The 19,839-nt window shown below is 60.2% G+C and carries 19 protein-coding genes; 11 read left to right on the forward strand and 8 right to left on the reverse strand.

Features of this window, described 5'->3' with window-relative positions; all coding sequences use genetic code 11:
• The 3 genes from PA598K_RS25180 to PA598K_RS25190 form a co-directional block, all read right to left on the reverse strand.
• On the reverse strand, positions 1-989 hold a 989-nt coding region (locus tag PA598K_RS25180; RefSeq protein WP_148091991.1), incomplete at its 3' end, for a family 78 glycoside hydrolase catalytic domain.
• 347 nt (positions 990-1,336) lie between these two features.
• Positions 1,337-1,771 (reverse strand): Hsp20/alpha crystallin family protein, encoded by a 435-nt coding sequence (locus PA598K_RS25185; protein WP_128659608.1) that lies wholly within the window; start codon positions 1,769-1,771, stop codon positions 1,337-1,339.
• Between the two features lie 276 nt (positions 1,772-2,047).
• Positions 2,048-3,127, reverse strand: coding sequence for a hypothetical protein (locus PA598K_RS25190; RefSeq protein ID WP_128659609.1), 1,080 nt, complete (start codon positions 3,125-3,127; stop codon positions 2,048-2,050).
• 202 nt (positions 3,128-3,329) lie between these two features.
• Here PA598K_RS25190 and PA598K_RS25195 point away from each other — a divergent pair, with 202 nt between their 5' ends.
• Together PA598K_RS25195 and PA598K_RS25200 are read left to right on the forward strand one after the other, a co-directional pair.
• A complete protein-coding gene (locus PA598K_RS25195) occupies positions 3,330-3,935 on the forward strand; it encodes a GNAT family N-acetyltransferase (protein WP_128659610.1) in 606 nt (201 codons plus the stop codon).
• Between the two features lie 92 nt (positions 3,936-4,027).
• Positions 4,028-4,621: a TetR/AcrR family transcriptional regulator gene (locus PA598K_RS25200; RefSeq protein WP_128659611.1), complete on the forward strand. Its 594-nt coding sequence runs from the start codon at positions 4,028-4,030 to the stop codon at positions 4,619-4,621.
• Here PA598K_RS25200 and PA598K_RS25205 read toward each other — a convergent pair.
• The 4 genes from PA598K_RS25205 to PA598K_RS25215 all read right to left on the reverse strand — a co-directional run bounded on the left by PA598K_RS25205 (position 4,605) and on the right by PA598K_RS25215 (position 7,377).
• Positions 4,605-5,543 carry a hypothetical protein gene (locus tag PA598K_RS25205; protein ID WP_128659612.1) on the reverse strand — a complete coding sequence of 313 codons (939 nt, stop codon included), beginning with the start codon at positions 5,541-5,543 and terminating at the stop codon, positions 4,605-4,607. The two genes, PA598K_RS25200 and PA598K_RS25205, sit on opposite strands and share 17 nt — an antisense overlap.
• Before the next feature lies 1 nt (position 5,544).
• On the reverse strand, positions 5,545-5,700 hold the full coding sequence (locus tag PA598K_RS36505) for a hypothetical protein (RefSeq protein ID WP_185602216.1): 156 nt from the start codon (positions 5,698-5,700) through the stop codon (positions 5,545-5,547).
• Between the two features lie 113 nt (positions 5,701-5,813).
• Positions 5,814-6,710 (reverse strand): alpha/beta fold hydrolase, encoded by an 897-nt coding sequence (locus PA598K_RS25210; RefSeq protein WP_128659613.1) that lies wholly within the window; start codon positions 6,708-6,710, stop codon positions 5,814-5,816.
• A complete protein-coding gene (locus tag PA598K_RS25215) occupies positions 6,691-7,377 on the reverse strand; it encodes a TetR/AcrR family transcriptional regulator (RefSeq protein WP_128659614.1) in 687 nt (228 codons plus the stop codon). The genes PA598K_RS25210 and PA598K_RS25215 overlap by 20 nt, the downstream gene beginning before the upstream one ends.
• Positions 7,378-7,583: 206 nt before the next feature.
• On the opposite strand from PA598K_RS25215, the gene PA598K_RS25220 reads away from it, so the two are divergent.
• From PA598K_RS25220 to PA598K_RS25230, 3 genes are all read left to right on the forward strand, one after another.
• Positions 7,584-8,609 (forward strand): hypothetical protein, encoded by a 1,026-nt coding sequence (locus tag PA598K_RS25220; RefSeq protein ID WP_128659615.1) that lies wholly within the window; start codon positions 7,584-7,586, stop codon positions 8,607-8,609.
• Positions 8,610-8,784: 175 nt separating this feature from the next.
• Positions 8,785-10,491, forward strand: a complete 1,707-nt coding sequence (locus PA598K_RS25225; RefSeq protein ID WP_260405609.1) for a methyl-accepting chemotaxis protein — start codon at positions 8,785-8,787, stop codon at positions 10,489-10,491.
• A gap of 98 nt (positions 10,492-10,589) precedes the next feature.
• Positions 10,590-11,612 (forward strand): LacI family DNA-binding transcriptional regulator, encoded by a 1,023-nt coding sequence (locus PA598K_RS25230; protein ID WP_128659617.1) that lies wholly within the window; start codon positions 10,590-10,592, stop codon positions 11,610-11,612.
• Between the two features lie 194 nt (positions 11,613-11,806).
• On the opposite strand, the gene PA598K_RS25235 is transcribed toward PA598K_RS25230, so the two are convergent.
• Positions 11,807-12,163, reverse strand: a complete 357-nt coding sequence (locus tag PA598K_RS25235) for a helix-turn-helix domain-containing protein (RefSeq protein WP_128659618.1) — start codon at positions 12,161-12,163, stop codon at positions 11,807-11,809.
• 205 nt (positions 12,164-12,368) lie between these two features.
• Between PA598K_RS25235 and PA598K_RS25240 the strand changes: the two genes are divergently transcribed.
• From PA598K_RS25240 to PA598K_RS25265, 6 genes are all read left to right on the forward strand, one after another.
• Positions 12,369-14,357, forward strand: a complete 1,989-nt coding sequence (locus PA598K_RS25240) for a chemotaxis protein CheA (protein WP_128659619.1) — start codon at positions 12,369-12,371, stop codon at positions 14,355-14,357.
• 13 nt (positions 14,358-14,370) lie between these two features.
• Positions 14,371-14,868: a chemotaxis protein CheW gene (locus PA598K_RS25245; RefSeq protein ID WP_128659620.1), complete on the forward strand. Its 498-nt coding sequence runs from the start codon at positions 14,371-14,373 to the stop codon at positions 14,866-14,868.
• A gap of 17 nt (positions 14,869-14,885) precedes the next feature.
• Positions 14,886-16,610 carry a methyl-accepting chemotaxis protein gene (locus PA598K_RS25250; protein WP_128659621.1) on the forward strand — a complete coding sequence of 575 codons (1,725 nt, stop codon included), beginning with the start codon at positions 14,886-14,888 and terminating at the stop codon, positions 16,608-16,610.
• Positions 16,610-17,431: a CheR family methyltransferase gene (locus PA598K_RS25255; protein ID WP_128659622.1), complete on the forward strand. Its 822-nt coding sequence runs from the start codon at positions 16,610-16,612 to the stop codon at positions 17,429-17,431. Before PA598K_RS25250 ends, PA598K_RS25255 begins: the two co-directional genes overlap by 1 nt.
• A gap of 35 nt (positions 17,432-17,466) precedes the next feature.
• Complete coding sequence (locus PA598K_RS25260) at positions 17,467-18,501, forward strand: protein-glutamate methylesterase/protein-glutamine glutaminase (RefSeq protein ID WP_128659623.1); 1,035 nt, start codon at positions 17,467-17,469, stop codon at positions 18,499-18,501.
• A 369-nt stretch (positions 18,502-18,870) separates the two neighbouring features.
• Positions 18,871-19,833 carry an ABC transporter permease gene (locus PA598K_RS25265; protein ID WP_128659624.1) on the forward strand — a complete coding sequence of 321 codons (963 nt, stop codon included), beginning with the start codon at positions 18,871-18,873 and terminating at the stop codon, positions 19,831-19,833.
• Positions 19,834-19,839 lie beyond the last annotated feature (6 nt).

Raw genomic sequence — 19,839 nt, forward strand, 5'->3', positions numbered from 1 at the left:
AGCGGGTAGTGTCGGACGATCGCAGCGATGCTGCCAGCCGCCACGACGCCGGCAGGCGCGAGGATCTCGGCGTAGCGGAATGTCTTGTAGTCGTAATTATCCAGCTCGTCTGTCTCCCCGGACAGTGTCCAGGTCTCGGCATACCGACAATTGCAGCGCATATCATAGCGCACCGCGTGGTCGCCGGTCTCCAGCTCCTCGCCGTAGCGCAGCTCGATGACCTGCCCTGGCTCGCCGCGCGCCGTCAGCGTCAGCTGTCCGGTCAGCTCGCGACCGAAGTCGATCAGCAGATGACCGTCCGCCAGCGTCTCGATATGGAGCGGTGACTGCCGATAGACGCTGAGCGGCGGCGTCGGCTGCGGCTCCAGATTGTAGTCGGCCGCGCAAGACAGAGCGGACGCAGCTGGCCAAGCCGTATCGTCAAAGCTCGCCAGTCGCCAGCCTCGGATGGAACGGCGTTCGTCGATATGCTCCAGGTATTGGGTATCGTACCCGATCGTCTCGGCGGGGCCGAACTGCTCAGCCGGATGGCAGCGCCAGCTCCCATCGGTTCGCAGCATCGGTGCGCCATCGACGCACAGTTCGGCGGCCAGCCCCATCCGCAGATCGCCGCTATTGAAGACACGGTTGATATGGCCTTGGTAATAGACATGGACAGCGATCGTGTTGGCGCCAGCCTGAAGCCAGCCGTCGAGCCGCCACTCGTTGTAATAGTAGTGGGAAGGGTAGCCCTGTGCCGGACCTTGTCCGACGAATCGACCGTTCACGTACAGCTTGTAGTAGTCGTCGGCGGTGATGCGCAGCGTCGCATGCAGCGGCTGCCGCTCCAAGATGAAGCGCTTGCGGAAGTAGACATGCCGGTTGCGCAGCTCCTCCGGGTGCGGACGGTGTCCGGGCGGGGGCGGGTCATTCTCCTTGTGCAGCATCGGGATCGGTTGCAGGCTGGCGAAGGTCTCATCGGTAATCCAGCGGGCTTGCCAGTTCATCATCGGTTCACCTCGGCGCGAATGGTATCGTTATCATAGCCAGTGTACCATGAAGTGCCAGATGAATCCCCGCATATGGCCAAAAAACTTCGCCATCCCCGCTACTTATGCTAACGGTCATTTTTGCATCTTACAGGTCGTCTCGGAAGCTCTCTCCAACCTAACGGACAAATCGGTCTCTTACAGACACAAATAAGCCGAGGAAGTGGTAATTTCCTCGGCTAAGCGTTCGATATGACCGTTAGATTTATAAAAGGCGCGATAACGTCGTCTAAGCGTCATTTTTGACCTTTAGGCAGGGCCGTCCCTCGAGGGCGGCCCAGTCGCCGCCCAGCGTCACCGCGTGCAGCTTAGTGGATGTCGATGCGTTTGCGGGTATCGGGGCCCGGGCGCTTCGGGATTTCGAGCTTCAGCACGCCCTGCTCCAGCTTGGCCTCGATGCGCTCTTCGTCGACCCGGTCTACGTAGAAGCGGCGGACGAATTCGCCGGAGCGACGCTCCCGTCGCAATACGCGGTTGTCGTCGTCCTTGTGCTCGGTATAGTCGTCGCGCTTGGCGCGAATCGTCAGATAGCCGTTATCCACCTCGACGTGGATATCTTCCTTGGCGATGCCAGGCAGCTCGGCCTCTACCAGATAGCGGTCCTTCTCCTCGCGGATATCGGTTCGGAAGGCCTGCCCGCCAAAAGGAGTCAACCAATGATCGTCGGTCAGATCCTGGAAGGATTTCAGCATTTGTCCGAACATATCCTCTTGGCGTTTGCGGAATGGAATCAGATCAAACATCAAAATCATCTCCTTTTATTTTTTGTCGTGCTTACAGTTCTTATTATAGCGCCGCCTCTTGAACGGCTTCAAAGGCCGAGATCCGCTAAAAAAAGCGAAAGCCGCCGATTTTTTGCCGATTCTCAACAAAAATTCAGGGCCCTCGCAAGATTTGACTATTTTTGACCTTCTGACCTTTCCTGACGTAATTCTCTGTACGCTCTCCTATCAATGGCACGATGGCGGAGGGAGGGGCCGCTGACGCCAGACGACGTCCCCGGCGCATGGATCGACAGGCTATAGTCTTAGGATACGACGGTAATGCATATGTCCGAGCTGTTCGGACCAGTCCAGCTCCTCGGCATAAGGGTCACGATAGGAGGTGGCTGTAGGCAAATAGCCGAACAGGACGCCCATACCGCCGCAGAGTGCGTTGCCGCCGTCGCCGCCCTTGACGCGTACGATGCCGTCCGCAGACACTGTGAGCTCCCACTGGTAAGGATCGCCGTGGAAATGGAGACCAAAGGCGCCAGGCAGCTCGAGGTCATAGGGCCGCTCAGATTCGCCCGGGCGGCCGTGCCCACGGTCGGAATCGCCGCTCATACCCGTGCCGTCCGCAGCGCCTTCGTCGCCACCGGCATCGCCATTCATCTCATTTGCATCCGACCCGGAACGATCCAGCTCGCCCAGGTGTCGGACCTTCATCGTGTAGTCAAAGCTATCTCCCCAAGGGAACAGCGTCCTGCTGCCGCAGCCATAGATATACTCCCATTCGTCCTCGGTCAGGATGGCGAAGCCTTCCTCCAGATTCGCCTCGGCCCAGTCGGGATAATCGTCGCTCGTCCAGAACAGCTCGACGCGCACGCCGTCGCCCGTCCGGTTGAAGCGGTGGGTTTCATGGCGTTCGTAAGCTTTGTAGGTGGATGCGAGGAATTTGGTCAGATCGGCTTGCAGTTCCTCATCCTCCTCCAGCTCCTCGGGGGTAGCCTCCTCCCAGCTCGCCGAGCGGGTGAGACGTTCGACCAGCATCGATCCGATCGTCACCTCCCGCACGGGCGACATTTGTTGCCGCAGCAGGGTTGGCGCATCGGCCAATGTCATCCCGAGCGTCTCCAGTCCTTCCTCCAGATCGACGCGCGTCCGAGTGTCCATCCGGTCCGTGCCTCCTTCCCAGCCGAGCGTGACGCGGTCGCCGGGGATGAAGACGAACTCGCTGTCCTGGTAGGCGAAGACGCCGGTCTCCAACTGCCGTCCGTAGCGAGCGAACCTGTCCATCCGCAACAGCGAGAACCCAGCGGGCAGCGAGAGCTCCTGCAGGTGCGCTTGCTTCTCCTCCGTTGTCCACGCGTCCCAGACCGTTCGTTGTACCGAATCCATAACAGATGCTCCTCTCGCTAGTCATATGCCCCTATTCTAGCAAGATTATTCCGATGCGATCAATGTGTCTTCCGATGCTATTCAAGGCAGGAGTCCATCCTGTTATCGATTATTCCCGCTTCATTTGACATCTTTCAGCCGCTTCATGCATAATGATGGTACTATAAAAACTAAATCAGTACCAATGAGTGGAGGAGAGACCATGAGCCACATTGAGATTGTTCAGGGAATGAAGGAGTCAGTGGAAGGAGCAAGGCTGAACAGAATGGCGCTGGAGGAGGTCGCGCAGACGTTGGCGGGTACGACGGATGAGACGATGATCGAGCAGACGCTGGCCCAGATGTGGCAGCTCCCGAACAATCGATTCAGCCATCAGTATGCCTATGAGGCGCGGCGCGGGGAGAAGACGCTTGGCATCATCACCTGTTATCCGACAGAGGTGCTCGAACGGTTGGGATGGCCCACGCTCCAGACGCTGGTAGGCATACGCAAGTGGCCGTTACTCTCGCATGCGATCCGCAATCTGCAGACGGTATGGAATCTGATCCATCTGAAAGAAGGACGCAAGGATGAATTCCATATTGCCTCGTTGGCGGCGTTGCCGGAGAGCCGAGGGATGGGAATCGGGACGCTGCTGATCGGTCATGCCGAGGAGGAGGCTCGCAAGCAGCGCTTCCGCAAGACATCGCTGACGGTGAAGAAGTCCAATTATGGCGCGAGGCGGCTGTATGAGCGTCTGGGCTACACGGTAGTCGACAAGATTGACCGCGAGCCCTTCTATCTCTATCGGATGGCGAAGCTTTTGTAACGGTTGAGCTTGCGCATTGAACACATGACAAGTCTTGTATGCACACTATTCCCATCCCTTGGCACTGCAACGCTGCCAGACAGGAGGTACCGATGACACACGAACCGGATCGACAGGTGTATTTGAAGTTATTGCGATTGATGGGCATCAAGGGGACGCACTTTACGACCGATGATCTGGCTCGCGAGCTAGGTACGAGCAAGCGTACGCTATACGTGTATTTTGCGAGCAAGGAAGAGATGATCGGCAAGACCATAGATTTCGTATTCGAGGATATGAAGCGCTCCGACTCGGAGATTCTGGCCAATACGGACTACTCGCCGCGCGAGAAGATCGAGCGTTACTTCCGCAATATCCCCGACAGCTACCATATCGGCGCGCTCTTGCGTCATGAAGGGGACTTCCGGCGGCATTATCCGCAGCTATGGGAGAAGACGGAGCGTCGTCTCGACGCGATATGGGATGAACTGATCGAGCTGGTGGAGCAAGGGATCGCCAGCGGCACGCTGCGCAAGGTCGATACGGCTGTGCTGCGGCTCATGCTGGAGCAGACGCTGTTCAAGCTGCTCGATTACGAGTATACGGCGCGCGCGCGCGTCAGCTTCGAATCGGGGATGCAGGCGATGTGCGACATCTTGCTGCATGGGCTGCTGGGCACCTCTGCCCCCGTCAGCTCTCTTCGATGAGGGCGGTGATCCGACCGTCCAACTGCCGGGCATCGTTGCGGACGATGGCGGCCTCTCCGACGAGACCTTCGACGATGCGGCGGAGCTGGTAGAGCTTGTTCAGCAGCTCCTGGTTCGACGTCTGGATGCGGTCCCGGACGACCCAGTCGACGACCAGCCCATCGAAAAAAAAGTCCGCCAGCCTCAGCGCGCCGCCGATATCGATACGCACCTGAATATCGCGGTGGACATCCTTCACCTCCTCGGCAAAGCGGCGCAGGCCGTCCTGGGCGGCATGGATGGCTACGCGGGCGGTATCGATCTGCTCGTACTTCATCGCGTCGGCCATCAACCCGCCGCCGTACACATCCCATGTGCCGTAATGACCCGCCGCCTCGAGGGCGCGTGAAGCGCGGTCGAGATCGTGGAGGACGCCACGTCCGACCGCGATGGCCTCTTCGAGCTCGCGCAGATCGGCGAGCCGCGCGTTATGTTGCTCGGTCAGCTCGTGGAGTTGCTCGGCCAGCGCGGGGAAGTGCACTGCGATCAGCTGCCGCTTCTGCTCCAGCAGCTCCCCGTATCGTCGCTCCGCTTGCTCGAGCCCGGCCAGCTTGGCGATCAGCTCGGTCCGCTCGCGCTCCAGATCGCGCTGCGTATCCTCCGCCTCCTCGAGCCGGAGCTTGAGCTGCAGCGCCTGCTGCTCGGCCCGGCTCGGCCGATCGCGGCGCCGCAGCAGGATTGCCCGCAACGTCTCTCCGAAGCTCCGGCGCTCCAGGCCTCCGTCCGCAGCGGAGACATCGGCCCACTGACGCCGCAGCGAGCGCACGTCGAGGCTGAGCTGCTCGAGCTCCCGCTGCAGCTGCGTTTGCCGAGCCGACCAGTTATGCTCGTGGCGGACCATGATTCGCAGCTCGGCGAGCTGCGCATTGATCTCGGTCAGCATGCTACACCTCCACCCGATAGTTCAGGTCGAGCGCATCGCCCGGCTTGCCCGGCGGCAGCTCGAACGCCGTCACGGCGGCCGTGTGGAGGAGCTCCGACAGCCGGGCTTTGATCGGATCGAGTCGTTCCGCGAGGCCATAGATTTTGATTTGGGCCATGTCACGCCTTCCTTTCCAGTAGGTTCCATCCATCATCTCACAGATCTGGTTGCGGTGCATCATTTGCTTAGGTTCGCTTAACGACCAGGGTTGCTCCAAGCGAGGCTCCTGCGCTAGCTCTCCGCGACAGCGTCCCCCAGCAGGAAACGTATCATCGCCGTGTGCACTTGCTCCGGCTGTTCATGGTTGATCGCATGCCCGGCGTCAGCGATGACGGCATGATGATAGCCCTCGCTCGCGAGCAGCGCCGTATAGTCGCTGCCGACCACAGCCGGATGGTCGCCCACGAGGAAGAGCAGGCGGTCGCGCAACTGACGATCAGCGGCTCCGTCATAGAGCTGTAGACGATGGGGGAGCATCGCTGCCCGACGATGGCTCCTCATGAGCAAGAGCAGATGCTGCTCCAGCAGCGGCTGACGGTCCCACACGTCGCTGCGAGGAGAGCTGAGCTTGCGGATCGCCTTGCGTAGCTGACGGTCTGTTGGCATGAGCATCTCCGGGAACATCAGCAGCATCGTCCGCAGCATCGCGCGCAGCGGCTGACGCACGATCCCGCCCTCCATGCAGACGGCCCGTCCCACCCGATCCGGACGCGCGAGCAGGTATTGGTACGCCAGATGCGCCCCGTTGGATACGCCGGCCAGATGCGGCTGCGCCAGACCGAGGCGATCGACCAGCTCATCGATCCACGGGATGAGACGGAAGCGGCCGCGCGTGAACTGGTCGTTCGGCACACTGCGGCCGGGGCCGCCCAGCGTGTCGATGGCGATGCAGCGGAAGTGCCGGGCAAGCGTCGGCATATTGAGCGCCCACATGATCGCCGAGTTGTCCCCCACTCCGTGGAAGAGCAGCAGCGGCGGCTTATCGGGGGCGCCAGCGACCAGACAATGGGTCGTACCGTAGGCTGTCGGGATGTCGAGACTTTCGTAGTCCGTCGCCCATTGCGACAGCACCATTTCATAGGAGGACATCGTCTGCGCCCGCAGACGGTCATTTTTGAATACGTTCATCGGTTGGCCTCCCTTCATTGGTCGTCATGAAACGAAGGACGAGCCTTGTCTCCGGGGGCGGCGGCGCGGCATCGCCATCTCCGGCCTGGAGGCGGACGAGATTCAAGCCTTGCAGCATGGCAAAGTAGGTCAAGGCAAGCTGGAGCGGGTCGGTCTGGACGAACTCGCCCAATCGCTGGCCCTCTGCGATCAGGGGGACGAGGTGGCGGAAGGGCTCGCTCCGTCGCTGATGCAGCAGCGTTAGTGCTTGCTCGGGGATTCCGTCAGGAGCGACGGCTACCAGCAGATTGAAGCGCCAATGCTGCAAGGCCAGACTGTCCGGATTGAGATAGGCCTCCGTCAGCCAGGTGATCCGCTCGAGCGGCGAGCCCTCCATGCGAGCAGCCCAAGCGACCGAGTTGCCGGCTCCGTCGGCTGCCAGCGCAGCGATGTGGACGAACAGTTCTTCTTTGGAGCTGTAGTAGCGGTAGACATACCCTTGGCTGAATTCTGCGCTGGCGGCAATATCTTTTATTTTTGCAGCGGCATAGCCTTTTCGGGAGAAAACTTCGATCGCGTGCAGAATAATTTTTCGTCGGACGGGATCTCCGGCTGCCGTATCGAAGCTTTGGCTGAACTGTTGTAGCAGCAACAGGCTTTGGGGAGATGGCACAGGTCGCGTGTCCATTCCATCGGTCTCCTCTCACAATGTAATGAATGAACGTTCATTCATATAATACCATTAAAAGGACATTGGTGAAAGCCCCGCGCCAAATCGGACTCTGAAAACAGGGACGCAGTAGGATGAAAGATCGTCGCTTCAAAGGTATGCTGGACCTAGAGGCAATAGGCAGGACAAGCTATGAAAGATTAAACGCAAGAGGAGGCACACGGATGGGCGAGATATGGACAGCTTCGATGAACGGCGTCCCTTGGACGCATCAGAAAATGGAGCAGGCGGTGGCGCAGCTGCGTCACCGGGCGACCGTCAGCTATGTGGCGGGCTCCGACCACGAGGAGGACTTGCTGGAGCTTGACCGGCGCATATTGGCGCGGCGTCCGGATCTGATCTTGCAGGTGAGTATTCCGCAGGATCAGGAGGCGCTCGCGGAGCATTGCCTGGAGACGCTAGCTGGTCTCCAGCATGTGCGCGCGCTGCAGCTCCATCTGAGGCGGCGGTGCGATCTGAGCAGGTTGACGGCATTGAAGCGGCTGCGTTTCCTCGTGCTGCGAGCGGACAAGCCGCTTAATCTTGATTTTGTAGGCAGCTTCAAGCAACTGAGCTACTTGGCGCTCAGCGGCAAATGCGACGATCTGACGCCAATCGGCGACTGTCTCCGGCTGACGACGCTGGTGCTGGGCGTGCCGGTAGAGCGGCTGGACGGGCTGGCCCGGCTGCCGCAGCTCGACTATCTGGCGCTCGACAGCTGTCCGTTGCAGGCTCCCCTGACAGAGCTGGCGGGCACGAATGTGAGCATGCTCCGGCTGTCGTCAGTGCGCAATCTGACGGAGCTGCAGGGACTGGACGCGCTGGAGCAGCTCATCTCCCTCCAGCTGTCGCTGCCCAAGGTGGAGCGGCTGTGCGATTTTGCGGGACTGCGCAATCTCAGGCAGCTGGAGCTCGACTACATGAAGTCATTGCGGGATATCGAGGGTCTATGGAGGGCTCCGGCGCTGGAGACGTTGATGCTCAAGGATATCTCGGGGGCGATCCCGCCTGCGGCATGGGCGGGACTGCTGCAGCTGGAGAGCCTGCGCCAGGTCGACTTCCGGTTCATGGGCGGCGCCAAGAGCCGGATCGCGGCGGTGCGTCAGCTGATGCAGGAAGCGGGCAAGTCGCATCTGGCGGTCGACAATATCCCGGAGGAGGAACGGGAGGGATCGATAGCGCTTGCTCATCTCGCCTCCATTTTGACCTAGTCCTCCGTAACCGTCCGAGGGCCATATATCGGTGGATGGGGCAGACGTCTTGTGCGGAAGAGCCTATTCGAACGGGCCTTTAGTCCTTTCTTTTGGCGGGTGCTGTCGAATTTTCTAGTGCCGTTTTCCATTGTAAGCCTTATAATGGGAGCGGGGGGAGATTGAGTTGAGAAGTATGCTGGTGCGCATGGTATTGTTTTTCTCTGTTCTTATGATCGGTGCGGGGGCGATCGTCAGTTATGTCATCGCTCGCTCGTCGGAGGCGCTGGTGGTCGATTCGCTCGGAGAGCAGGCGCGGCGCATCGCCGAGAGCGCGGCTTCACGCATCGATCTGGGGCGGTACAAGGAGATTACGCCGGAGGCGGGAGCAGGCGCTTACTATACAGAGCTGCGCAGCCAGCTCAACGAGATCCGCGAGACGAACGGACTGCTGTATCTATACACGATGGCCAAGCGGGAGACGCCGCAGGGGCCGGAGTACTATTATGTCGTCGACGGCATGCCGGAGGGGACGACGGCCGAGGGCTTCTCGGAGCTGGGCACGATCGAGACGGAGCTGACCGACATGCACGGGGTGTTCGATACCGGCGAGGCGTATGTCGGCTCGCTGACTGACACCGAGGAGTATGGTCCGACAGTGACGACCTATGTGCCGATCATGGACGGCGGCACGATGATCGGCGTGGTCGGCGCCGACTTTGAGGCTGGCCGCGTCTATGAGTTGCTGCAGCATAATCGCAGTCGCAGCATCCTGATCACCGGCATCGTGCTGCTGGTGGCGATCATCGGCATCACGCTGCTCGCCGGGCTGATCATCCGGCCGCTTAAGCGGCTGACCACGGCGATGGAGCGCGTGCAGAGCGGCGACCTGACAGCGACGCTGCCAGTGAAGGGACGGGATGAGGTGGCACTCGTCACGAGCGGATTTAACCAGATGGTCGCCGACCTGCGGCGGATGATCGCGAGCATCCAGTCGGGCGCGGCGCTGATGGGCGAGTCCTCGGCGCTCCTGACCGATCGGATGGCCTCCTCCTCCGCGGCGGGCGAGCGGATCGCCGCGCGCGCCGACGAGATGAGCCGATCCGCCGAGCAGCAGCGCGTCGCCGCATCGGAGGCAGCGCGAGCGATGGAGGAGGTCGGCGCGGGGATCCACCGGGTCGCCGAGTCGTCCTCGGTCGTCGCGGATGCCTCGCAATCGGCGAGCGAGGCTGCGCAACAGGGACAGACAGTCATCACCGAGGCGGTCCGTCAGGTCGAGGTGATCCGGCAGACCTCGCGCTCGGTCGATGCCGATGTGAGCGCGCTGGCCCAAGGCTCGGAGGAGATCGGCCAGATCATCGGCAGCATCCGGGGCATCGCCAAGCAGACGCATATCCTGGCGCTTAATGCAGCGATCGAAGCCTCGCGCGCGGGGGAGCACGGCCGCGGCTTCAGCGTCGTCGCCGAGGAGATCCGCAAGCTGGCGGGCGAGGCCGGCGACTCGGCTGAGCGTGTCGATCAACTGGTCGGCCATATGCAGTCGGGCACACGCCAGCTGACCGAGACGTTCGGAGCGGAGCAGCTCGCTGTCGAGCACGGCATCCGCGAGATCCTGTCCGCCCACGAGACGTTCAGTCAGATCCTCATCCATGTACAGCAGGTCGCGGAGCAGATCCAGGGCGTCTCCGCCTCGGCGGAGGAGATGGCTGCGGCGGCCCAGGAGGCGACGGCGGCCTCCGACGAGATCGCCCGCATGACGAGTCGGACGGCAGAGGAGAGCGTGGCGGTCCAGAGCGACTCTCGCGAGCAGAGCGAGGCCATCTCCGGCATCCGCCGATCGGCAGATGCGATGGGCGAGACGTCCCGGCAGCTCGACGAGCTCGTCGAGCGGTTCCGGACGTGAGTTGTCCGACGAGGCCGCGTCCATGCTGGTTGCCCAATATGGGGACGTAAGGGAATAGGTTTTCGTCGATTCCATTTTGACTTAAGCGAGGGTGGTCTATGGCATCTATCGTAGACGTGGCCAAGCGCGCAGGCGTATCGATCGCCACCGTATCCAAGGTTATCAACAACTATCCCAGTATCAGTCGCAAGACGCGGCTCAAGGTGGCGGCCGCTATCGAAGAGCTTAATTATTTGCCCAATATGGCGGCGCGCGGACTGGTCGCGAAGCGCTCTCGGCTGATCGGGGTATTCCTGTCCAATCTGTTCACCAACCCGTTCATCACCGAGCTGCTCGCAGGCATAGAGGAGAGGCTCCGCCACAGCGGGTACGATCTCGTCTTCCTCTCGATGAAGCCGAACGATCATCATTACTCGATGCTTAGCCACACCCGCAGCCGCGATGTCGAGGGTCTGATCATCATCGGGATCGAGCGGGATCTGCCGGAGCTGCAGCCGTTGCTGCGGGCTGAGATCCCTTCGGTCTATATCGATACCGATATTGTCGGCAAGCGCGCCGGCTATATCACTGCCGATAGCGCTCGAGGGATCCTGCTTGGGGTGGCGCATCTGCAGCGGCTGGGGCACCGACGGATCGCCTTTATCACCGGCGAGCTGAACAATATCGTCGGCCGCTCGCGGTTCGAAGGCTATCAGCAAGGACTGCGGGCGTTCGGACTGCCGTACATCTCCAGCTACATCGTCTACGGCAACTATGACCGCGCAGAGGCGGAGGCGGCGATGGCAGGCATGCTCGAGCTGCAGGAGCCTCCGACGGGCGTCATCTGCACCTCGGATCTGATGGCTGTCGGCGCGATTGCCGCTATCGAGGCGTCCGGCAGGCGGGTGCCCGACGACGTGTCCGTCATCGGATTCGACAACACGCACGTCGCCGAGATGAGTCGTCCGAGACTGACGACGGTGAACCAGAATCTGCGGCAGATCGGGGCCAAGGCGTTGAGTCACTTGATCGGCATCATCCAGGATCCGAGCTATGCGCCGCCGGTCGCGATCGAGCCTGTCGAGCTGATCGTGCGCGATTCGACTGCGCGCTGCAGGGCGTTGGAGCAATCGGGAGCCTGACGGCTTCGAATCGCCATATCTACACACTGAAGGCATATACAAGTCGGGGATTTTTCGGGACTGTCGCGATGACAGTCCCTTTTTGTGATGAAGCTGACGTTATCAAGCCTATACTTGATAGCGCCTCGGAGACGCTGGGCGTCCCCGGCGATGCCAGACGACGTCGGCAGTCTGGAGCATGTCCGGGAGGACAGCTAATCTTCGCCGATATACGACTTGATGCGGCGCGCCACTTGCATCAGCAACGCCGCGTCAGCAGCGGACAACGAATGCAGGAGAGCAGCCAACTGGTAGGTGGCTGGAGAGGGAAAAGCGGAGTCGGCGTCCTGCCGTGGCTGACCCGGCTGCTTGCCCAGCAGCAACCAGTCCAAGGACACGTTGAATTGCTCTGCAATTGAGATAAGCGCTTTGGTGCCGGGGGTCGACGAGCGCTTCTCGCTTTCCCAGTCGCCGACGTTGCCGGGCGAGACATGGATTCGGGCAGAGAATTCAGCCATCGTTAACCCGTTCACCTGTCGGAGCTGCTTCAGCCGTTGCTTGATTCCGATCAATTGCTTTCACTCCTATTATTTGATTAGGCACATAGTCCCAATTTCACATGTCGAAAAGTCACGTTTTTTACGTAATAATTGTTGATATTGATCGTAATTACGATTATAATGTCGGAAACAGGTTAAATTTTCCTATTCTTGAACAGAGGTTCATGTTTCATAAACCAGCTTCCCAGGAAGCTCTCTTGAAAGGAGGGAATTAGCAATGTCAGGTACACTGTCCGATGATCCCATATTGGAGATGTATCTGTTTGAATCTTCGCAACTTATCGAGCAGCTCGAAGCGATCTTCCTATGCTGCGAGACGAGCAAAAGCTTCAGCAGCGAAGCGGTAGCGGATATATTCCGCAACATGCACACGATCAAAGGCTCCGCCGCGATGATGTCGTATATGAGCATCTCGGAGGTTGCCCATGTGATCGAAGATCTGTTCTACCGCATCCGCGAGGACGGCTCCGTCCCCCGCGACTTCGATGCGCTGTTCGAGCTGATCTGGGACGGCCTCGACTTCATCAAGGTGGAGACGCACAAGATTCGCAACGGTCACTCCCCGGATGGCGATGCCTCCGGCATCGTCCAGGCGGTAGGGGATTATCTCGCCCACGCCTCCACCGTAGATGCTCCACCGTTCGCCTACGAAGCTGTCGTGCACTTTACGGCGGACTGTCTGATGGAGAATGTGCGAGCCTATGCGTTGGTGCATCAGCTAGGCGAATGGGCGGAGGTGATCAGCTACGAGCCGGAGGACATCGCTACCAACGAGAGCAGCGCAGAGCGCATCCGCGAGAGCGGCTTCCGGATCGTCTTGCGCAGCGGCAAGACCGAGGAGCAGCTCGCGCAATGGATCAAGAGCACCGCATACGTGGAGCGGCTGACGCTCACGCCCTCCAGCGAGTCGATCGAGCCGCTGCCCGAGGCAGAGGCGCAGGTCGATGAGAGCGGGCTTAAGGATCATCCGATGGTTGGCCGCGACCTGGCGCCTGCCTCGATGATCAGCGTCCACGTCGACAAGCTGGACAAGCTGATGGACCTCGTCGGCGAGATGGTGATCGCCGAAGCGATGGTAACGCAGCATGATGCGCTGAGGGGCGTCGTCTCCGATGCGTTCCACAAGTCGGCGGGCCATCTGCGCAAGATTACTGGCGAGTTGCAGGATATCGTCATGTCGATTCGTATGGTTCCACTGACCACCACCTTTCATAAGATGCATCGGGTCATCCGCGATATGAGCAAGAAGCTGAACAAAGAAGTCGACATCCATATCCATGGCGAAGAAACGGAAGTCGACAAAAATATTATCGAGCAAATCTCCGACCCGCTCATGCACCTGGTCCGCAATGCTGTCGATCATGGCCTGGAGGCGCCGGAGGCGAGGATCGCCGCCGGCAAGTCAAGTCACGGCTCGGTGACGCTCGAAGCCCGCAATGCCGGCAGCGATGTGCTGATCATCGTCAAGGATGACGGCGCTGGACTGAACAGGGACAAGATCCTGCGACGGGCGCTGGAGCAGGGGCTCATCTCGGAGGTCGACACGGAGCTGAGCGACAAGGAGATCTACAACCTGATCCTCTTGCCCGGCTTCTCCACCAAGGACGATGTGACGCAGTACAGCGGCCGGGGCGTAGGCATGGATGTCGCGTATCGCAATATCGAGCAGGTCGGCGGCGCTATCCTGGTCGAGAGCGTCCCGGGTCAAGGCACCGCTATCTCGCTGAAGATCCCGCTGACGCTGGCCATCATCGATGGCATGAACATTAAGGTGGGCGGCTCTTACTACACATTGCCTATCACCTCCATCCAGGAGTCGTTTAAGCCCCGGGCCCAGGATCTGCTGCGGGATCCCGACGGCAACGAGATGATCATGGTGCGCGGCGAATGCTATCCGATCCTCCGGCTCCAGGAGCGGTTGGGAGCAGGAAGCAGCAGGGCCGACATCTCCGAAGGCGTGCTCGTCATGATCCATCAGGATGGCCGCAAGCTGTGCGTGCTGGTCGACGAGCTGCTGGGCCAGCAACAGGTCGTCGTCAAGACGCTGCCCCCGTATATCAAGCGCATCCGGCCGATCAAAGAGCTGGCAGGCTGCACGCTGCTCGGCGATGGCAATATCAGTCTGATCCTGGATGCGGCGGTGCTGATCGGCGGCGTCTCGGGCAGAGGTTCAGCGTCGTTATCAGCCATGTCCCTAATTCACTAAAGGAGCTGTAGCCATGCAACCCGTTACGGATCAGGATCTCGAGAACGAGGAGGACGCATTAAAAAACAAGTATTTGACCTTCGCTATCGGGCCGGAAATCTACGGCATCGAAATCCGTTATGTCACCGAGATCGTAGGCGTCCAGGCCATCACCGAGATTCCCGAGTTACCGGAGTATATCAAAGGCATTATTAATCTGAGAGGCAAAATCATCCCGGTTATGGATGTGCGTCTGCGATTCCGCAAGCCATTTAAATCATACAACGATCGGACCTGCATCGTCGTCGTCGACATCCGGGACGTCTCGGTCGGCCTGATCGTCGACCGCGTGGACGAGGTCATCTCCATCCCGCAAGATCAGATCGTCAGTCCCCCCGAGATGAGCAGCAGCAGCAACCGCTATATTCAAGGCATCGGCAAGGTTGGCAACGAGGTCAAGCTGCTGCTCCATTGCGATGAGCTGATTCACCACCAGGAAGCGGAAACCCTGGCCGAGCTGGCCCAGGTCTAAATCAGGAGGTCAAACCAATGCAATGGCTCTATAATATGAATATTTCCAAGAAGCTTACCCTGGCCTTCGTCATCGTGGCCGTGCTGGCCGGTCTGGTCGGCGGTATCGGCGTCGTTAATCTGCGAAACATCGATACCGATTATTCCAACCTCTACCGAGACTTCGGCATTGCCGCAGGCGACATCGGCGAAGCGGGCATCGCCTTCCAGAACAATCGGGCCTCGGTGCGCCGCATCCTGATGTCCGATCAGGCAGAGGAGCAGCGCAGCGTGCTCGCTGCGATGCAGGAGCGAGATGCGAAGATCGAGACGATGCTCCAATCCTTCGAGAGCACCATCCAGTCCAATGAGATACGCGCGGTATTCAATAGCCTGCGCCAGACGATCAACGAATACAACGTGCTGCGCAATGCGGCGGTCGATCATGCCATCGCCGGTGAGACCTCGGAGGCTGCCGCCCGGTTGGCCGAAGGGCAAGCGGGCTCGGATCGCGCTAGCGAGCTGCTCACCCAACTGGTCGACGAGAAACGAGTCGCAGGCACAGAGATGTCGGCGGTTCTTACCAATCAATCCAATACAACGGTCGTCATCATGATTGTCGTCGTCATCGCGGCGGTCATCCTGGCGCTCGTACTCGGTCTGTTCATCGCGCGTATCATCAGCAATCCGGTCAACAAGCTGATCACAGCCGCCGACCGGATCGCCGAGGGCGATCTGGACGTGGAGGTGGATATCAATAGCCGGGACGAGGTCGGGATGCTGGCGGGCGCATTCCGCAAGCTGACGCATAATACCAACGAAGCCCTCGGCAACATCCAGAACGCCTCGGAGCAGGTGGCCTCCGGCGCCCAGCAGATCGCGCAGACGGGCATGCTGCTGTCGCAAGGCGCATCGGAGCAGGCAAGCTCCGTCGAGCAGCTGACGGCCTCGCTGGAGGAGATCTCGACCCAGACCAAGCTGAATGCCGATACAGCGGTGCAGGCCAATCAGCTGGCCGAGGAAGCGCGGGACAATGCCGTCAAAGGCAATCATCAGATGAAAAATATGCTGAGCGCGATGGATGAGATCAATGTCTCCTCCGAGAATATTTCCAAAATTATTAAGGTGATCGACGAGATCGCCTTCCAGACCAACATCCTCGCCTTGAACGCGGCGGTCGAGGCGGCGCGGGCCGGACAGCATGGCAAAGGCTTCGCCGTGGTGGCGGAGGAAGTCCGCAACCTAGCGGCCCGGTCAGCCGGAGCAGCCAAGGAGACGACCGACATGATCGAAGGCTCGATCAAAAAAGTGAAGGACGGCATGCAGATCGCCGACGAGACGGCATCGGCGCTGGACAAGATCGTCGACGGCATCAGCCGCGCGGCGAAGCTGGTCGGCAACATCACGGATGCGTCCAACGAGCAGGCGGCTGGCATCTCGCAGATCAACCAAGGCATCATCCAGGTATCCCAGGTTGTGCAGACCAACTCGGCGACGTCCGAGGAGAGCGCTGCCGCCAGCGAGCAGCTCTCCAGCCAGGCCGACATCCTGCAGCAGCAGGTGGCGCGCTTCAAGCTGCGCAGAGGCCATCGCTCTTCCGGTTACAGCGACGAGATGAGCCCGGAGGTGATGCGTATGCTCGAGAGCATGTCCGACCGCAAAAAAGGCGCTGCCCGCGAGAGCTATGCGCCCATCCAGTCCGAACGTTCCGAGGGTCCGGGGCGAATCCTGCTCAGTGACAAGGAATTCGGGAAATACGGCTGATGCGCCAGATCGCCAATCATGAATTCCGTCTGCTCGCGGATTTTATCCAGAAGCATAGCGGCATTCACTTGAAAAAAGAGAAAAAAGCGCTGTTGGCCAGCAGGCTGGATACACTGCTGCTGCAATTGGGCTTCCACAGCTTCAGCGATTATTACCATTATGTTCAGGCCGATACCTCCGGAGAGGCAGCCTCCGCGCTTATGGACCGGATTACGACGAACCATACGTTTTTTATGCGGGAGTCCGCTCACTTCGACTTCCTGCGCGAAGCGGTCTTGCCGGAGCTTTACGACCGCGTCCGGGAGCGCGATCTGCGCATCTGGAGCGCGGGCTGCTCCTCCGGCGAAGAGCCGTATACGCTGGCGATGGTGCTGGACCGATTTTTCCTGCCGCTGCGGGACCAGGCGCTCTGGGACCGCAAGGTGCTGGCTACGGATCTGTCCGAGGAGGTGCTGGCGAAGGCCGAGCGGGGCGTCTACCCGAGTTCGTCCATCGAGACGCTGCCGGCCTCCTGGCGGTCCTCCTACTTCAGAGCGCGCGCCGACGGGCAGGTGCAGGCGGTCGACGCCTTGAAGCGGCAGATTCTGTTCCGCAAGTTTAACCTGATGGAAGAAGTGTATCCGTTCCGCAGCAAGTTCCACCTCATCTTTTGCCGCAACGTCATGATTTATTTCGACCAGGAGACGAAGCTGCGGTTGCTGCGGCGCCTGCACGACATGACCGAGCCGGGAGGGTACCTGTTCATCAGCCATACCGAATCTCTGGACCCCAGAGTGACCGGCTACCGACAAGTCAAGCCCTCGGTCTATCGCAAACAATAAGCCGATGCAGCGGCAACGAAGAGGAGGTGCGTGGAATGGCTGCGGGCCAGCGCCCGATCAGCGTGCTGATCGTCGACGATTCCATGGTATACCGTGAAGTCATCGAACGGGGGATCACCTCCGATCCGCAGATTGTCGTCGTCGCCTCGGCCGGGGACCCCTTCGACGCGCGCGACAAGCTCCTCCGCTACCGTCCCGATGTCATGCTCTGCGATATCGAGATGCCCAGGATGAACGGGATCGCATTTATCCGGCGGCTGATGCCGCAGTACGCGCTGCCCGTCATCGTAGTCAGCTCGATCAGCGACGCCGTGCTCGACGCGCTGCACGCGGGCGCCGTCGAATTCGTGCTCAAGCCGGATATCCGCTCCGTCCAAGCTGTAGCCCGGTTCGTCCCGGAGCTGATCCGCAAGATCAAGATGGCGTCCCTCTCTACCGTGCGTCACGACGGTCCGTCCGCGCCCAAAGCGGTCCAGCCGGTCGCCGCTATCCAGAGCAGCTACAGCAAGGAGCAGATCGTCGCGATCGGCGCATCGACCGGAGGCATCGAGGCGATCGATACGTTGCTGCGCAGCCTGACGCCGCAGATGCCGGGCATCGTCATCGTGCAGCATATCCCCCCGACATTCTCCCGCATGTTCGCAGAGCGGCTCGACGCTTCGCTCCCCTTTGCCGTCCGGGAGGCTAGAGATGGCGATCTCGTGGAACGGGGGCAAGTGCTGATCGCTGCGGGGGACGCGCACATGGAGCTCGTCAAGAGCGGGGCGCGGTTCAAGGTGCGCTGCTACTCCGGTCCCAAGGTCAACGGTCATTGCCCCTCGGTCGATGTGTTGTTCCAGTCGGTCGCCCAGCAGGCGGGCGCGGCGAGCATCGGCGTCCTGCTGACCGGCATGGGCTATGACGGCGCACGCGGACTGCTCGCCATGCGTCGTCGCGGCGCGCGCACGCTCGCACAGGACGAAGCCTCCTCCGTTATCTACGGTATGCCCAAGGCCGCGTACGAGCTGGGGGCGGCGGAGCAGCAGGTGCCGTTGCAGCAGATGGGCCAGACGATTCTGTCGATGCTTTGACTTCTTGAAAAAGTATAGTATGAAAGAACTAGTGTAATAAGACAATTATATCAAAACTCAACCGGGCATAACATGCAGAACGTCATGTCTGCGATGGCGTCCGATTCTCCGTCTGACCCAGGCAGCCTCTGTTCATGTGAACAGAAGGCTGCTTTTGCTGCTTCCCCCTATACGATTTTTGCCGCTATACTTTTCCCTCCTCCTCCCCGCAAAGCCCGTCCTGTCAAGGGATGGCGCTGCCTGTAGTCCGCTTTGGTTAACCCGGAAGTATTGTTTATAGACGCTCCTGAGGCAGCTATGGTTCTATAAAGGGGTCCCCGCCGTCAGAGCGCGGAGACGACTAGGACCCGAATCGGAGTTGATCCTTACATGAAAGCGACCGTCGCATCCAACGTCACGCCCAGCCCGCCCGATGCCGGGCTGTCATCCGTCTCGCCGCATCGACGCAGGCTCAGGCAGAACATTCCCTGGCTGATCATGTTCGCGCCTGTCGCCGTCTATTTCATCCTGTTCAAGTACGTTCCTATGGGCGGTCTTGTGATCGCTTTCAAAAATTATCATTTCCTGCACGGCGTGTGGGGCAGCGAGTGGGCCGGCCTGCGCAACTTCGAGATGCTGTTCACCGACCCCGCTACCGTGACGACGATCCGCAATACGCTCATGATCAGCGTGCTGTCGATGGTCGTCGGCTTCCCGTTCCCGATCCTGTTGGCGATTATGTTCAACGAGGTGCGCCGGCTGTGGTTCCGCAAATCGCTGCAAACGCTGCTCTATCTGCCGCACTTCCTCTCCTGGGTGATCGTCGGCGGGATGGTGATCACGCTGTTCTCGCAGGAGACGGGAGCGGTCAACGCAATCTGGGAGCGTCTGAGCGGCAGCACCTATCCGTTCCTCTACAACGAAGCGTCGTGGCTGACGATCTTCCTCGGCTCCGGCGTCTGGAAGGAAGCCGGCTTCGGCGCGATCATCTATCTGGCGGCGCTCGCCAACATCGATCCGCATCTGTACGAGGCTGCCAATCTGGACGGGGCCGGCAAGCTCAAGCAAATCTGGCATATTACGCTGCCTGGCATCACGCCGGTCATCGTGCTCATGCTCATCCTCGGGATGGGGCGAGTGATGGAGGTCGGCTTCGACCAAGTGTACATGCTCCAGAATCCCGTCGTATCCAACATCTCCGAGGTAATCTCGACCTATATCTACCGGATGGGGCTGCAGGGCGCGCAGTTCAGCATCACGACGGCGATGGGCATGTTCGAGGCGATCATCGGCCTCATCCTGGTGGTCGTCGCCAACGGCGTCGCCCGGCGGTTCAACCAATCTCTATGGTAACGAAGG

The sequence above is a fragment of the Paenibacillus sp. 598K genome (assembly GCF_003851045.1).
Taxonomy (GTDB): domain Bacteria; phylum Bacillota; class Bacilli; order Paenibacillales; family Paenibacillaceae; genus Paenibacillus_D.

Excerpts from the sequence above, each read along its gene's own strand:
- PA598K_RS25185 (WP_128659608.1), bottom strand. The coding sequence starts at position 1,771 with ATGTTTGATCTGATTCCATTCCGCAAACGCCAAGAGGATATGTTCGGA.
- PA598K_RS25190 (WP_128659609.1), bottom strand. The coding sequence starts at position 3,127 with ATGGATTCGGTACAACGAACGGTCTGGGACGCGTGGACAACGGAGGAG.
- PA598K_RS25195 (WP_128659610.1), top strand. The coding sequence starts at position 3,330 with ATGAGCCACATTGAGATTGTTCAGGGAATGAAGGAGTCAGTGGAAGGA.
- PA598K_RS25200 (WP_128659611.1), top strand. The coding sequence starts at position 4,028 with ATGACACACGAACCGGATCGACAGGTGTATTTGAAGTTATTGCGATTG.
- PA598K_RS25205 (WP_128659612.1), bottom strand. The coding sequence starts at position 5,543 with ATGCTGACCGAGATCAATGCGCAGCTCGCCGAGCTGCGAATCATGGTC.
- PA598K_RS36505 (WP_185602216.1), bottom strand. The coding sequence starts at position 5,700 with ATGGCCCAAATCAAAATCTATGGCCTCGCGGAACGACTCGATCCGATC.
- PA598K_RS25210 (WP_128659613.1), bottom strand. The coding sequence starts at position 6,710 with ATGAACGTATTCAAAAATGACCGTCTGCGGGCGCAGACGATGTCCTCC.
- PA598K_RS25215 (WP_128659614.1), bottom strand. The coding sequence starts at position 7,377 with ATGGACACGCGACCTGTGCCATCTCCCCAAAGCCTGTTGCTGCTACAA.
- PA598K_RS25220 (WP_128659615.1), top strand. The coding sequence starts at position 7,584 with ATGGGCGAGATATGGACAGCTTCGATGAACGGCGTCCCTTGGACGCAT.
- PA598K_RS25225 (WP_260405609.1), top strand. The coding sequence starts at position 8,785 with ATGCTGGTGCGCATGGTATTGTTTTTCTCTGTTCTTATGATCGGTGCG.
- PA598K_RS25230 (WP_128659617.1), top strand. The coding sequence starts at position 10,590 with ATGGCATCTATCGTAGACGTGGCCAAGCGCGCAGGCGTATCGATCGCC.
- PA598K_RS25240 (WP_128659619.1), top strand. The coding sequence starts at position 12,369 with ATGTCAGGTACACTGTCCGATGATCCCATATTGGAGATGTATCTGTTT.
- PA598K_RS25245 (WP_128659620.1), top strand. The coding sequence starts at position 14,371 with ATGCAACCCGTTACGGATCAGGATCTCGAGAACGAGGAGGACGCATTA.
- PA598K_RS25250 (WP_128659621.1), top strand. The coding sequence starts at position 14,886 with ATGCAATGGCTCTATAATATGAATATTTCCAAGAAGCTTACCCTGGCC.
- PA598K_RS25255 (WP_128659622.1), top strand. The coding sequence starts at position 16,610 with ATGCGCCAGATCGCCAATCATGAATTCCGTCTGCTCGCGGATTTTATC.
- PA598K_RS25260 (WP_128659623.1), top strand. The coding sequence starts at position 17,467 with ATGGCTGCGGGCCAGCGCCCGATCAGCGTGCTGATCGTCGACGATTCC.
- PA598K_RS25265 (WP_128659624.1), top strand. The coding sequence starts at position 18,871 with ATGAAAGCGACCGTCGCATCCAACGTCACGCCCAGCCCGCCCGATGCC.